General features: G+C 67.2%; 16 protein-coding genes. 8 read left to right on the forward strand and 8 right to left on the reverse strand.

What is annotated here, in order from left to right; all coding sequences use genetic code 11:
• Positions 1–6: 6 nt before the first annotated feature.
• The 3 genes from ispF to ACZ4TW_RS15505 are packed head-to-tail and all read right to left on the reverse strand — an operon-like array spanning position 7 to position 1776.
• Positions 7–477 (reverse strand): 2-C-methyl-D-erythritol 2,4-cyclodiphosphate synthase, encoded by a 471-nt coding sequence (gene ispF, locus ACZ4TW_RS15495; protein WP_465543941.1) that lies wholly within the window; start codon positions 475–477, stop codon positions 7–9.
• Entirely contained in the window at positions 474–1262 is a 789-nt protein-coding gene (gene ispD, locus ACZ4TW_RS15500; RefSeq protein WP_465543943.1) for a 2-C-methyl-D-erythritol 4-phosphate cytidylyltransferase, read from the reverse strand. The genes ispF and ispD overlap by 4 nt, the downstream gene beginning before the upstream one ends.
• Positions 1263–1287: 25 nt before the next feature.
• Positions 1288–1776 (reverse strand): CarD family transcriptional regulator, encoded by a 489-nt coding sequence (locus ACZ4TW_RS15505; protein ID WP_005169342.1) that lies wholly within the window; start codon positions 1774–1776, stop codon positions 1288–1290.
• Positions 1777–2167: 391 nt separating this feature from the next.
• On the opposite strand from ACZ4TW_RS15505, the gene ACZ4TW_RS15510 reads away from it, so the two are divergent.
• Complete coding sequence (locus ACZ4TW_RS15510) at positions 2168–2749, forward strand: copper chaperone PCu(A)C domain-containing protein (protein ID WP_465543946.1); 582 nt, start codon at positions 2168–2170, stop codon at positions 2747–2749.
• Between the two features lie 37 nt (positions 2750–2786).
• Here the strand turns inward: ACZ4TW_RS15510 and ACZ4TW_RS15515 are convergent, their stop codons facing one another.
• Positions 2787–3206 carry a VOC family protein gene (locus ACZ4TW_RS15515; protein WP_465543948.1) on the reverse strand — a complete coding sequence of 140 codons (420 nt, stop codon included), beginning with the start codon at positions 3204–3206 and terminating at the stop codon, positions 2787–2789.
• 68 nt (positions 3207–3274) lie between these two features.
• Here ACZ4TW_RS15515 and radA point away from each other — a divergent pair, with 68 nt between their 5' ends.
• Positions 3275–4693, forward strand: a complete 1419-nt coding sequence (gene radA / locus ACZ4TW_RS15520; RefSeq protein ID WP_465543950.1) for a DNA repair protein RadA — start codon at positions 3275–3277, stop codon at positions 4691–4693.
• A gap of 77 nt (positions 4694–4770) precedes the next feature.
• Here radA and ACZ4TW_RS15525 read toward each other — a convergent pair whose 3' ends face one another.
• Positions 4771–5025 (reverse strand): hotdog domain-containing protein, encoded by a 255-nt coding sequence (locus ACZ4TW_RS15525; protein ID WP_465543952.1) that lies wholly within the window; start codon positions 5023–5025, stop codon positions 4771–4773.
• A gap of 336 nt (positions 5026–5361) precedes the next feature.
• Between ACZ4TW_RS15525 and disA the strand changes: the two genes are divergently transcribed.
• Positions 5362–6444 carry a DNA integrity scanning diadenylate cyclase DisA gene (gene disA / locus ACZ4TW_RS15530; protein ID WP_465543954.1) on the forward strand — a complete coding sequence of 361 codons (1083 nt, stop codon included), beginning with the start codon at positions 5362–5364 and terminating at the stop codon, positions 6442–6444.
• Positions 6445–6467: 23 nt separating this feature from the next.
• Here disA and ACZ4TW_RS15535 read toward each other — a convergent pair whose 3' ends face one another.
• Both ACZ4TW_RS15535 and ACZ4TW_RS15540 read right to left on the reverse strand, forming a co-directional pair.
• Positions 6468–7211, reverse strand: coding sequence for a hypothetical protein (locus ACZ4TW_RS15535; protein WP_465543956.1), 744 nt, complete (start codon positions 7209–7211; stop codon positions 6468–6470).
• A 128-nt stretch (positions 7212–7339) separates the two neighbouring features.
• Positions 7340–7975: a carbonic anhydrase gene (locus tag ACZ4TW_RS15540; RefSeq protein ID WP_465543974.1), complete on the reverse strand. Its 636-nt coding sequence runs from the start codon at positions 7973–7975 to the stop codon at positions 7340–7342.
• A 112-nt stretch (positions 7976–8087) separates the two neighbouring features.
• On the opposite strand from ACZ4TW_RS15540, the gene ACZ4TW_RS15545 reads away from it, so the two are divergent.
• Both ACZ4TW_RS15545 and ACZ4TW_RS15550 read left to right on the forward strand, forming a co-directional pair.
• The gene (locus tag ACZ4TW_RS15545) at positions 8088–8867 is read left to right on the forward strand and encodes an HhH-GPD family protein (RefSeq protein ID WP_465543958.1); all 780 of its coding nucleotides are present in this window, start codon (positions 8088–8090) and stop codon (positions 8865–8867) included.
• Positions 8868–9134: 267 nt separating this feature from the next.
• Complete coding sequence (locus ACZ4TW_RS15550) at positions 9135–9875, forward strand: hypothetical protein (protein ID WP_465543960.1); 741 nt, start codon at positions 9135–9137, stop codon at positions 9873–9875.
• A gap of 17 nt (positions 9876–9892) precedes the next feature.
• Here ACZ4TW_RS15550 and ACZ4TW_RS15555 read toward each other — a convergent pair whose 3' ends face one another.
• Complete coding sequence (locus ACZ4TW_RS15555; RefSeq protein ID WP_465543962.1) at positions 9893–10672, reverse strand: alpha/beta fold hydrolase; 780 nt, start codon at positions 10670–10672, stop codon at positions 9893–9895.
• Positions 10673–10715: 43 nt separating this feature from the next.
• Between ACZ4TW_RS15555 and mhuD the strand changes: the two genes are divergently transcribed.
• From mhuD to ACZ4TW_RS15570, 3 genes are all read left to right on the forward strand, one after another.
• Positions 10716–11024 carry a mycobilin-forming heme oxygenase MhuD gene (gene mhuD / locus ACZ4TW_RS15560; protein WP_465543964.1) on the forward strand — a complete coding sequence of 103 codons (309 nt, stop codon included), beginning with the start codon at positions 10716–10718 and terminating at the stop codon, positions 11022–11024.
• Positions 10910–11668, forward strand: coding sequence for an LON peptidase substrate-binding domain-containing protein (locus ACZ4TW_RS15565; protein ID WP_465543966.1), 759 nt, complete (start codon positions 10910–10912; stop codon positions 11666–11668). The genes mhuD and ACZ4TW_RS15565 overlap by 115 nt, the downstream gene beginning before the upstream one ends.
• An 85-nt stretch (positions 11669–11753) precedes the next feature.
• Positions 11754–13253: an aldehyde dehydrogenase gene (locus ACZ4TW_RS15570; RefSeq protein WP_465543968.1), complete on the forward strand. Its 1500-nt coding sequence runs from the start codon at positions 11754–11756 to the stop codon at positions 13251–13253.
• Positions 13254–13504: the final 251 nt, after the last annotated feature.

Genomic DNA, 13504 nt, shown 5'->3' on the forward strand with positions numbered 1-13504 from the left:
ACCGGCTCACTGCGGTCCGCTTGTCACAAGCGCGGTGGCGACCGCCGCGATTCCCTCGCCACGCCCGGTCATGCCGAGTCCGTCGGTGGTCGTCGCGGAGACCGACACCGGCGCGCCGAGGGCCGCGGAGAGTGCCTGCTGTGCCTCGGCACGACGCGGACCGATCTTCGGCCGATTCCCGATCACCTGAACCGAGCCGTTCACGACGACGAGTCCGGCGTCGACGACAAGTCGCGCGACATGCGTCAGCATCGCCGCACCGGAGATCCCGGCGACCTCGGGTCTGCCGGTACCGAATACCGATCCCACATCTCCCAGGCCCGCCGCCGAGAGGACCGCGTCGCAGAGTGCGTGCGCGCCCACATCGCCGTCGGAATGCCCCTCACACCCGGCCTCGCCCGGAAAGTACAGCCCGACCATCCAGCATTCGGCGTCCGGGTCGACGCGATGCGCGTCTGTGCCGATCCCGACTCTCATCCTCGACCCTCCTCTGCGTGAGTCTCCTGTGCGTGACTTTCCTCTGCGACACCTTGCTCTGCGACGATGTCTCGAACGATCCGCAGGTCCCAGGGTGTGGTGATCTTGAGGGCGAGTGGATCACCGGGAACGACGTGCACCTCGATGCCGATGCGCTCGGCGAGCCCGGCGTCGTCGGTGGCCAGGCCCTGATCGTCGGCGTGCGCTGCCACCAGCGCCTCGCGCGTGAATCCCTGCGGCGTCTGCACGGCTCGCAGCAACTCGCGGTCGACGGTGCGCGTCACGGGCTCCACTGCGAAATCGAGGCCGGATTCGGCACCGACGGAATCAGCGCCGCCGGTGGGACCGGATATCGGCGCGATCTCCTTGAGCGTGTCGGCCACCGGTACACCGGGAACCACGGCGCGACGTCCCGAACGAACAGCGTCGACGACCCGGGCAAAAACCGACGCAGGCGTCAAGGGACGCGCGGCGTCGTGCACGAGGACGATGTCGGCGTCACCGGATGCCGCTATGCCCGCCCGGACGGACTCCGACCGGTGCGCTCCGCCGACGACGACGGTGACGGTGTCGGGCAGCAGAACACGCGCATGAGCCACCAGATCGGCGGGAACGACCACGACGATCGATGCCCCGAGCGACTGCGGGATGTTGTCCACGCAACGCTCGATGATGCTGCGTCCACCGAGATCGACGAATGCCTTGGGAGTCGGCTCACCGAGCCGCGTGCCGGATCCCGCTGCGGGGATGACGACACATATCCGCGAATCGGAGCCGGTCGCCATCGGCGAGCCCACTACCCGTTCCGGATCAGGACGCGGCGGCCAGGACCTCGTCGAGAATGCTGGTCGCCTTCTCGTCGTCGGTGTTCTGGGCCAGGGAGAGCTCGTCGACGAGCACACGACGTGCGCGCGTCAGCATCCGCTTCTCGCCGGCCGACAGGCCACGATCCTGCTCACGCCGCCACAGGTCACGCACGATTTCGGCAACCTTGATGATGTCGCCGGAGATCAGCTTCTCCTGGTTGGCCTTGAAACGACGGGCCCAGTTGGTGGGCTCCTCGGTGTGCGGGGCGCGAAGCACCTGGAAGACCTGATCGAGGCCCTCTTCACCGACAACGTCACGGACGCCGACGTATTCGAGCTTGGTCGACGGGATCTGGACGGTCATGTCACCGTCGGCAACCTTGAGAACCAGGTATTCGATCTGCTCACCCTTGATGGTCCGGGTCACGATGTCTTCGACCCGAGCAGCACCGTGATGGGGGTAAACAACGGTGTCACCAACTTTGAAATTCAATGTTCCATGCCCCTTTCGAGTGTGACCAGTTTAGCACGCGCTAAAACTGGGCCGCTCCCAACGGTGCAGGTCACGGCACTGAACACGACAAAAGCCTGGTTCGACGATCGGCCATAACAGCCGATCGCAACCTGCGCAAGAGCACCGTGCACATCGGAGAAGAATCACGTCGCATAGTCCGATCGCCAACGCCTCGATCACCGCCGTGCGGCCGCGCCGGCGACATTGTTTCGCAACGAATCTGCCACCCGATCGGACTTTTGCGACGCCCGCCCACTACGCTGCGTAGTGCAGGGTTCGCGAAACCCACCTGTGTGCATGCCCGCACAGGGGATTACCACCGATGACCTGGGAGGAACGGGTGTCACAGCCTCGGAATACCGCACGGCGGATGGCGTCGGCCACCGCGATCGCGGCGATCGGTCTTGCCGTCGCACTCGGAACCTCCGGCTGCGGAGCCGGGCAGGTGTCGCAGACCGCGAACCAGTTGCCCGCCGTCAACGGCGCAAGCGCCACACTCGGCTCCATGAAGCTGCGCGACGTGCAGATCATCTACCCGGCGGAAAAGGCCGATGAGGTCTTCGGCGACGGCGGCCCCTTCGAGGTCTCCTTCGTCATCGCGAACGAGAGCCCGATCGACAACGACAAGCTGCTCTCCATCACCCCGGAGAAGGGCAAGGTGAGCATCGAGGGCAACACCGAGATCATCGCCGGCAAGGCCCTGCGCGCCGGATCTCCCGCCGGTCTGCTCGAGCCGAGCACCGTCGAGACCGTCGACGGAGAAGAACGCGCCACCGCCACCCTCACCGACGCCGGCGACACCGTCGCCTCCGGCCTGACCACCAAGCTCGTGTTCCGGTTCGAGAAGGCCGGCGAGGTGACCGTGCAGACCCCGGTCGACTCGGGAACCTACCTGGTTCGTCAGGACACCCCGCGTCAGGCCGAGCCGCCCGCCTACGAGCAGGGCCACTGATCCGGAGTCGGCCTCGGCCGGCTCGCCGACCTATCGCCTACCCCGGTAACACGATCTCCCCGATCGGTCCGGGGTTGTAGGCGATCTCCCAGCGGAATCCGTCCGGATCGCCGAAGTATCCGGTGTATCCACCCCAATCACGCGTCACCGGTTCGGATACGGGATCCGCTCCGGCGGCACGCGCGGCGGCCAGCACCTCGTCGACCTGCCCGGGTTCGACGACGTTGTGCGCCAACGTGAACGGCGCGACGCCCGCCCCCTCGGCGATCGCTCCGACCTCGTCGATGAACGCGCCGCGATCCCACAGCGACAGGACCAGATTTTCGCCGACGCGGATCATGATCACCTCGCCCTCGATGTCGAGTTCGGGGTGCCAGCCGAGGCCGTCGACGTAGAACCGTCGTGAGGCGTCGAGGTCGCGGACGGCGAGGGTGACGAAGGAGATCCGTGGGTCCATACGTCTGATCGTCGCACGTCGGCACGGCGTTCCCGGGCCTGTCGGTGTCACCACCTAGGCTGAGGGACGTGGCAAAACCGAAGTCGACGTTCCGCTGCGCATCCTGCGGTCATCAAACCCCGAAATGGGTTGGTCGCTGCCCGGAATGCGGTGAGTGGGGCACCATCGACGAGGCCGCCCCCGCTGCCTCGGCTGGCGCCGCGCGCACCGGGATCGGCGCGGTCGCGCCGTCGAGCCCGGCCCAACGCATCACCGAGGTGAACGCGACATCGTCGGTGGCCGTCCCCACCGGCATCGGTGAACTCGACCGTGTCCTGGGCAAGGGCGTGGTGCCCGGTTCGGTCATCCTGCTCGCCGGCGAGCCCGGCGTCGGCAAGTCGACGCTGCTCCTCGAGGCGGTCAAGCACTGGGCACGCTCGGGTCGGACGGCGCTCTACATCACCGGTGAGGAGTCGGCCGGGCAGGTACGTATGCGCGCCGAGCGAACCGACGCCGTCCATGAAAACGTCTATCTCGCAGCCGAAACCGATCTCGCCACCATCCTCGGCCATGTCGACGAGGTGGTGCCCAGTCTCCTGGTGGTGGACTCGGTGCAGACCGTCGTCGCCACCGGAACCGACGGCGTCACCGGCGGTGTCACCCAGATCCGCACGGTCACAACAGCTCTCGTATCACTGGCGAAGAACCGCGGTATCGCGGTCGTCCTCGTCGGTCACGTCACCAAGGAGGGCGCCGTCGCCGGGCCACGATCCCTCGAGCACCTCGTGGACGTCGTGTTGAGTTTCGAGGGCGACCGGCACTCCACCCTGCGCATGGTGCGCGGCGTGAAGAATCGCTTCGGCGCCGCCGACGAGGTCGGCTGCTTCGAGCAACGCGACGACGGCATCCACGAGGTTCCCGATCCGTCGGGAATCTTTCTGCACGAACGCAGTTCGGATGTCAGCGGTTCGGTCACCATGGTCACCATGGACGGCAAACGTGCGCTCGTCGGCGAGATCCAGGCGCTCGCCAACACGACACAGATGGCGATTCCGCGCCGTGCCGTGTCCGGCCTGGACTCCGCACGGGTCGCGATGATCGCTGCCGTCCTGCAGGCCCGCGCCGGAATCAAACTGGGCGACAAGGAGATCTACGTGTCGACGGTCGGTGGGATGAAGGTCACCGAGCCGGCCGCCGATCTCGCCATCGCGCTCGCCGTGTCGTCGAACATCACCAATCGTCCGGTCCCGCAGAGCCTCGTCGCGATCGGGGAGGTCGGGCTCGCCGGCGAGGTGCGCCGGGTGACGGGTCTCGCCCGACGCCTCGCCGAGGCCAAGCGCCTCGGTTTCACCGTCGCGATCATCCCGGCAGGCACCGAGGAAAAGCTCCCACGCGGCATCGAGACGGTGATGGTCGCCAATCTGGCTCAGGCGATCGACGTCGCCAACAACGGCACGCCACGCACCCAGAAGACGAAGCTCCATTCGGTCGGCGAGGCACCGTTCTGAGGCCGACACCGCCGAGGAGCACGCCGGTCAGAGCGATGTCCCACCGACCGAAGTGAACTCCGGGGTGCGTGATGCCGTCAGGGCCGCTGCAACCGCTGCTTGTCCTCGTCGGAGAGCTGACTGTTCCCGACGTGATCAGCGAAGTGTTCGCGGGCGTTGATGGTCACGAAGATCGCGTGCGCAACCGCCGCCGGCGACTCGATGTCGTCGATGTAGCCGATGGCCTCGGTGTAGACCTTGCGTCGCTGCACGCCCAGGATGTCCCCGCGGAACCTCAGCGTCTCCCCGACGGGGATCGGGGCGATGAAGTCCACCTCGAGGTGCACGGTCACCGCCGACGATCAGCAGGGGCACGGTCCCCATGACCTCGTCGAAGGCCGTCGAGAGGATCCCACCGTGGATGACGCCGGGGCCACCTTCCATCCACGGCAGGACTTCCATCGACGCGTCGACGGTAAAACCCTCACCCGCGATCGCGGCGATGTGGAGCCCGTGCGGCGATTGCTCCCCGCAGCCGTAACACATCGGGTTATGCATACGGATGCGCTCGCCGGGTGGTGCGGCCTTCGGGTGACGCTCGATGGGGTCGAGGTCGGCGGGCACGACGAAGTTGGTCTTCACGTCCCGATACCCTAGTGGCCAGACGAAACAGAGAGGGAGGTGGGCACATGGCGGAGACCGAGCGATCCGATCTCATCCCCGAGACCCTGGCCCGCGTGGCACCCGGCACGGGTCTGCGCGACGGTCTCGAACGCATCCTGCGCGGCGGCACCGGCGCGCTGATCGTGCTCGGCCACGACTCCGACGTCGAGAAGATCTGCGACGGCGGATTCCATCTCGACGTCGAGTTCGCCCCCACCCGCCTGCGCGAGCTGGCGAAGATGGACGGGGCCGTGGTCCTGTCCACCGACGGCAAACGGATCGTCCGCGCCAATGTGCAGCTCGTCCCGGATCCCGCGATCCCCACCGAGGAGTCCGGCACACGGCACCGCGCCGCGGAGCGCACCGCGATCCAAACCGGCCATCCGGTGATCTCGGTGAGCGCGTCGATGTCGATCGTCAGTGTGTATGTCGCCGGTATCCGTCGCGTCGTGGAGAGTCCCGACCCGATCCTGTCGCGCGCGAACGTCGCGCTGGCCACACTCGAGCGCTACAAGATGCGCCTCGATGAGGTCATCGCCGCACTGTCCCGGGCCGAGATCGAGGACTACGTCCTGCTGCGCGACGCCATGTCGACAGCCCAGCGGATGGAGATGGTGCGTCGCGTCGCCGAGGAGATCGACGAGTACGTGCTGGAGCTCGGCGTCAACGGCCGCCAGGTGAGCCTGCAACTCGAAGAGCTCATCCGGGACAACGACACGATGCGTGAACTCCTCGTCCGCGATTACTATGCCAGTCCCGAACCGGCCACCACCGAGGAGGTGCGGCAGTCGCTGGAGACCATCGAGCGGCTCTCCGACACCGATCTGCTCGACCTCACCCAGCTCGCCGAGGCGTTCGGCTATCCGACGACCATCGAGGCGCAGGACACGTCAATGCGCCCGCGTGGTTACCGCTTGCTCGCGCGGATCTCGCGGCTCCAGTTCGCTCACATCGACCGGCTGGTGCGCAGCTTCGGCAGTCTGCAGACCCTGCTGGCGAGCAGTTCCGCCGACCTGCAGGCCGTGGAGGGTATCGGCACGGTGTGGGCGCGCCACATCCGTGAAGGACTGTCCCGCCTCGCCGAGTCGAGCATCGAACGCTACGACTGATATCGAGGTCGGGGCCCGACAGATCAGGGCTCGGCAGGCGCGACGACGTTGAAGGTGATCGGCGCGGATTCCTTCTCGCCGATCTTCCCGATCGCCTGGTACGACCCGACCGGCACCGGCTCACGCGGCGTCCGGCAACCCGGCGTCGACGTCGTACCCGACCAGGTGATCGTGTCGCGCACCTGCTGCGCGGGCTGCAGCAGCTGATTGTTGACCGTGTCGATGGGCGAGCAGTCCCGCGCGCTCCACAGAGTCCGCGCGCCGTCGAGCGTCCGCACGATCACGTTCTGCGCCGCCTTGCCGACATCCCGGGTGCATTCGGTGAGTCCGGCGTTGGTGGTCACGATGGTGAACACCGGCTGGCTACCGACGGTGTATGTCGGCTTGTCGGTGTAGAGGACGACCGAGATGTTCTGATCCGGGCACAGTCCCGACGCCGGAACCGCCGCCGGTGCGTCACTCGCCGTGGCGCTGCCCGCGGCCGGTACCTGACCCGGCGCCCCGGCAACACCCGACGACTCTGCGGAGCCACCCGTGCCACCGCTGCCGCCATAGGCGACCTCGCTCGATTCGGCGGGGGTTCCCGTCAGACCTGCCGAGGTCGTCGACGACGCCACCGCAGCCGGGGTCGAGTCGTCGTCATTGCTTCCGGTGGTCCAGATGATCAAGCCGATGATCAGACCCACCACTGCCAGCGCACCGACACCTGCGACGACGCGGCGTCGCCAATAGATTTCGGGCGGCAGCGGCCCCTGCGGATCGATCACGTCACCAAACTATCGCCGTCTGGTCAGAACCCCCGCCGACCAGATGCGGCGTGTCGCAAGAAAAACGCCCCTGACCGGCGGAAAGTCTCAAGTTCTGGTTCAGGGAAGATGCGTCACATCCACAGGCCTCACACAGGCTCGATGGTGACCGTCCCGATATCGCCGTAAACACCCCGCAGGCGGGTGAAACCCTCCCCGAGTTCATAGGTGAGCCCCACGATGGCGAGCGTCCCGGCGTTGACCCGATCGGCGATGATGCGGCTGCGCTGCATCAGCAGGCGCCCGGTCTCCACGACATGGTGCGCCTCGAACTCGTCGACGCGGGTCAGCCCTTCGGCGCGGCCGGCGAGGATGCTCGGCGTCACGCGCTCGACGAGGTCCCGGATGTAGCCGCCGGGGATCTGCAGATGATCGAGCGCCTCGAGGGTCGCTGCGACGGCACCGCAGCTGTCATGCCCGAGGATCACGATCAACGGCACCTCGAGCACCTCGGCCGCGTACTCCAGCGAACCGAGCACCGCGGAATCGATGACGTGGCCCGCCGTGCGCACCACGAACATGTCCCCGAGACCTTGATCGAAGATGATCTCGGCGGCGAGGCGGGAGTCGGCGCAGCCGAAGAGCACCACATGCGGGTGCTGCCCGCCGACGAGGCGCGCCCGATCCTCGATACCCTGGCTGGGATGTTGCGATTCGCCGGAGATAAACCGCTCGTTCCCCTCTTTGAGTACGGCCCAGGCTGCTCTCGGGGTCATTCGCGTCATGGGCACTAGTCTGCCACCGGCCGCCGTACTCGGCTGGTTCGACGTCCACGAAAGGGATCTTCCGTGGCGAGAGCCCGGATTGTCCGGATGGCAGATCCTGATCAGCGAGATCATGCTGCAGCAGACGCCGGTCAACCGCGTCGTGGGCCCGTGGCGGGAGTGGGTGACCCGCTGGCCGGTCCCGTCGGCTATGGCGTCGGCGTCGCCCGGGGAGGTGCTGCGCGCGTGGGGCAAACTCGGCTACCCACGACGTGCCCTGCGACTGCATGAGTGCGCGCAGGTATTGGCCCGGGATTTCGACGACGAGGTGCCGCGCGACGTCACGATGATGCTCACGCTGCCCGGCATCGGCGATTACACCGCCCGCGCCGTCGCCTGTTTCGCCTACGGACAGCCGGTGCCCGTCGTCGACACCAATGTTCGACGCGTCATCGCCCGAGCCGAACACGGACGTGCCGAGCCCGGCAACCCGTCGCGCACCGATCTCGCCGACGCCGAGCGACTCCTCCCCCGCCTCGGCGACGACACGTATTCACCTGCGGCTCCACGCTTTTCGGCGGCACTCATGGAATTGGGCGCACTGGTGTGCACCGCCCGCAATCCGCACTGCGACGCCTGCCCGCTCCCGGATTGCACCTGGGTCCGCATCGGGCGGCCCGCCCACACCGGACCGCCGAAGAAGGTACAGAAGTTCGCCGGAACCGACCGACAGGTCCGTGGACTCCTCCTCGACGTGCTGCGCGCCACCGACTCCGCCGTCGATCGGCACCTCCTCGATGCCGTGTGGACCGATGCGGCACAACGCGACCGGGCCCTGGACTCACTGCTCACCGACGGACTGGTGGAGCTCACGTCGACGGGCCGCTACTGCCTGGCAGGCGAATCGGACTGACGACGAACGATCGAATGACACGGCGCCCCCGGTCCGCTTCCCGAGTATCCGCATCAGCCGCTAGGGTTCGCCCCCATGACGACACCGCCGAATCAGCCTGATCCGTGGCAGCAGGGGTATTACCCTCCCCAGAACCCCGCCGGCCCAAAGCATCCGGCGAACCCGCAGTATCCTTCCGGCGCCCACTAGCAGCCCGGGCAACAATTCCAGCCCGGGCAACAGTATCCGCCTGTCATGCCACCCGCCCGGCCCAAAATGGATGCCGGCGTGGCCTTTTCGTGGGCGTGGTCGACGTTCACGGCGCACTGGCGGGCGCTCGTCGTGCCCGGCGTGCTCATGGTGCTCGCGACGATCGTCCCGCTGATCGCGTACTTCGTGCTCCTGTTCCCGGCGATCGACGCGTTCACCGAGGCCGCTGCGGATCCGTACGCGACGAGCGACGTGGGGAACGGCGTCGATGTCGGGTCACTGGTCGTGGTGGGCGTTCTCTATCTCGTGGCGATCATCGCGGCGTTCTATGTGCAGGCCTCGATGACCTCCGGAGCCCTTCGCGTCGCCGACGGCGAACAGCCGACCGTGTCGATGTTCCTGGTGCCCCGCAATCTCGGCCGGGTCGTGGTGACCGCACTCCTCGTGGGCATCATCGTCACGGTGGGAAGCGTGCTGTGCATCGTCCCCGGCCTGATCGCGGCATTCTTCCTGCAGTTCGCGATCATCGCCTGCATCGACCGGAACTCCTCGGCGACAGAGGCGATACGGACGTCCTTCGACGTGGCGAAGACCCGTACCGGCGACTCTCTGCTGACCTTCCTGTGCCTGTACGTGATCAACATGCTCGGCGCTGCGGTCTGCTTCCTCGGCGTGGTGATCTCCGCGCCGCTGGGCCAGCTGTTCTTCGCGCACTGCTACCGCCAACTGATCGGCGGGACGATCGTCCCGGTCGCGGCATCGCAAACCTCACCCGCCCCGCCGACGCCTCCCGCGGGACCGTACGACCCCTACCGCTGATCACCGCGCGGCGGTCGTCATTTGCCCACCACCACACCGGACAGGAACGCCTCCACGGCGCCGCGATACAGATCCGGCGCATCGTCGTGCACGAGGTGGCCAGCACCCGGGGCCCGCACGTACCGGGCTTTGTCGTTGAGTGACAACATCTTTCGCATCTGCCCGGCCGGCGTGACGGTGAACTCCGCCTCGATCAGCAGGCTCGGCACCGCCACCTGCGACCACTGGTCCCAGAAGTCGCGGCCGCCCCACTCCTCGGCGACCTCGGACCAGATGGTCAGGTCACCGTGCAGCCGCCCGTCGTCGAAGGCCTCGTAGAAGTAGCGGCCCGCGACGGGACCGAACATCGCGACGGCGTCGTCGGGAGTGGCGAATCGGTCGGGCCAGGACTCGAACCACGGCGTCCAGTTGCGGGTGGTGCGTCCGCGGAAGTCCGGAGCCATGTCCTCGACGACCAACGCCGACACCATCTCCGGGTACTCCGCGGCGGCGCACCATCCGTGCAGCGCCCCCATCGAGTGACCGACGAGGACGGCCGGCCCCCGATCGATCCAGGTGAGGATCTCGGCCAGGTCCCCGACAAAACGCTCCGTGGCGAGCTCTGCCGGGTCGTCGGGCATCGTCACGTCCGCGCCGGTGTGGAACGCGGCGTCGTAGGTGAAGACGCGACCGTAACGACGCAGCCACGGCACCTGCCGCCGCCACGTACGCCCCCGCCCCATCAGTCCGTGCAGCAACACGATGGGACCGAGGGGTCCATCCTCCCCGCCGTGGTCGCGCAGCCCGCTTTCCGTCACACATGGAGGCTATTTCACCGACCGGGAGGACTAGGCTGGCGACATGGCAGTGGTGAAGATCAACGCGATTTCGGTCCCCGAGGGCGCAGGCCCCGAGTTGGAGAAGCGGTTCGCACATCGTGCGCACGCCGTCGACGGCTCGCCGGGTTTCCTCGGTTTCCAGCTCCTGCGTCCCGTGAAGGGCGATGACCGCTACTTCGTCGTGACGCAGTGGGAGAGCGAGGAGGCCTTCCAGGCGTGGGCGTCGGGTCCGGCCCGCGAGGCGCATGCCGGCGAGCGTGCCAAGCCGGTCGCCTCGGGCGCGGATCTCCTCGAGTTCGAGGTGGTCCTCGACGCCAAGCCGAGCTCCTGAACGACTCGGTTCCCCTCTTCCCGCTCGGCTCGGTGTTGATGCCGGGTGAGTCGATCTCGCTGCGGATCTTCGAGCCGCGGTACCGCCAGATGTTGTCGGATTGTCTTGCCGCGCAACCCGACGACGACGCGGCGTCGTTCGGCGTCGTACTCATCACCCGTGGTTCCGAGGTCGGTGGCGGCGACGCCCGCACCGACGTCGGAACACTGGCACGTATCGAACACCTCGTCCGTGAGCCCGACGGCCGCGCGGCGCTGACGTGTGTCGGGGGGCAGCGTTTCCGCGTCGGCCGGTGGCTGCCGGATTCGCCCTATCCACACGGTGAGATCGAACTGCTCCCGACGCCGCCGCTCTCGGACCGGCATCGGGCCGCGATCTCCGCACTCGCAGGTCAGGTGCGCACCGCTCTCGACACCCTCGCCACCGCGCGCGGCATCCCGCGGGAACGACTCCCGGTATTCGACGACGACGCTCTCGACGACGCGCTCCTCGAGGTGCACGGCATCGCCGGCTGGGCGGCGCGGGTACCGATCGGCCCCGCCGACCGGCAGCGAATCCTGGAGGCCGACGACGCCGACACCCAGATCGCCGCGCTGACCGACGCGGTGGAGGGCTTCACCGCGATCGTCGAGTTCGGCCCCTGACCCTGGTCCAAATTTAGAACGTGTTCTAGTATCGGATGTGTAGTGGTTCACACCTACATCACAACTGGCGAGGAGCACATCGACCATGACGGAGACCGTCGAATCCCGACCGACCACCGCTCTGGTGGGCGCCGGGGATCAGCCCCAGCTCTACATCGGCGGCCAGTGGGTCGACCCCCATTCCACCGAGACCCTCGAGGTCTTCTCCCCGGCGACCGGCGAGCGCGTCGGTTCGGTGCCGCTGGCCGATGCGACCGATGTCGATACCGCTGTCGCCACTGCCCGCGCCGCCTTTGAGAGTGGGGTCTGGCGGGACAAGGCCCCCGCCGAGCGCGCCGCGGTCCTCAACCGCGCCGCCGACCTGATCAATGAGCGCATGGGCGATATCTCCGCACTTGTCTCCGCCGAGATGGGGTCCACTCCCACCGACGTCGCCACCCTCCAGGGACTGCCCGCGACCGGCGTCCTGCAGGGATATGCCGCTGCCGCAACCGATTTCCCGTGGGAGGAGCGTCGTACCGGCCTGTTCGGTGAGACGCTGGTGACCCGTGAGGCCGTGGGTGTCGTGGGTGCAATCGTCGCCTGGAACGTTCCGCTGTTCCTGCTGTGCAACAAGTTCGGACCGGCACTGGCCGCCGGATGTTCCATCGTCCTCAAGCCCGCACCGGAAACCCCGCTCAACGCGAATCTGTTGGCACAGCTGTTCGTCGATGCCGGTGTCCCCGAGGGTGTCATCTCCGTCGTTCCCGGTGGCGTGGACGCCGGACAGGCACTCGTCGACCATCCCGACGTCGACAAGATCACCTTCACCGGCTCCACCGCCGCGGGTCGCGTGATCGCAGCGAAGTGCGGCGAGAGCCTCAAGCGTTGTTCGCTGGAGTTGGGTGGTAAATCGGCAGCCATCGTCCTCGACGACGTCGACCTGGCGGCGAACATCTACATGTTGGTGTTCTCGGCGGGCCTGATCAACGCCGGTCAGGCATGCGTCGCGCAGACACGTGTGTTGGTCCCGGCCTCACGCCATGACGAGATCGTCGCAGCCATGGTCGAGACGGCCAAGTCCTTCACCCCGGGCCTGCCCACCGCCGAGGGCACCATGCTCGGCCCGCTGATCACGGCGAAGCAGCGCGACAAGGTCGAGGGTTACGTCGCCAAGGGCAAGGAAGAGGGCGCCACCGCAGCCCTCGAGGGCGGACGTCCCCCGGGTCTCGATGACGGGTTCTATGTCACCCCAACGATTTTCACCGGTGTCACCAACGACATGACGATCGCCCGCGAGGAGATCTTCGGACCCGTCATCAGTGTCATCTCCTACGACGACGTCGACGAGGCCATCGCCATCGCCAACGACTCCGACTACGGCCTCGCCGGTTCCATCTGGACCTCCGACGTCGAGCGCGGCGTCGAGATCGCGAAGCAGATCCGCACCGGCACACTGGGAATTAACTGGTACGCCATCGATCCCGCGTCCCCCTTCGGCGGCTACAAGAACTCCGGCATCGGCCGCGAGAACGGCCGCGAGGGACTCGAGAGCTATCTCGAGCACAAGTCCATCCTCATGCCGATGGGCTACACGTCAGAATAGATGCGACCTCGGCCCCGCGGCCAGATCAGCAGATCGTCACGCTGAGCGAGACGAACTGCTGATCCCAGCACCGAGGTCGACACCAGCCCCTACTCTCACAGGGAATCCGGGCCGGGCAACCACACGGTTGCCCGGCCCAACCCGTTGTGGACCCAGGTTGGTCCGGCCGACCTCTGTCTGGACTGACGAAGAACGAGGGAGCGCAGCGACCGATGTGATGAGGAGGGAAGACGGAGGGCTAAGGCCGGACC

The organism is Agromyces sp. NPDC029043 (assembly GCF_055564615.1).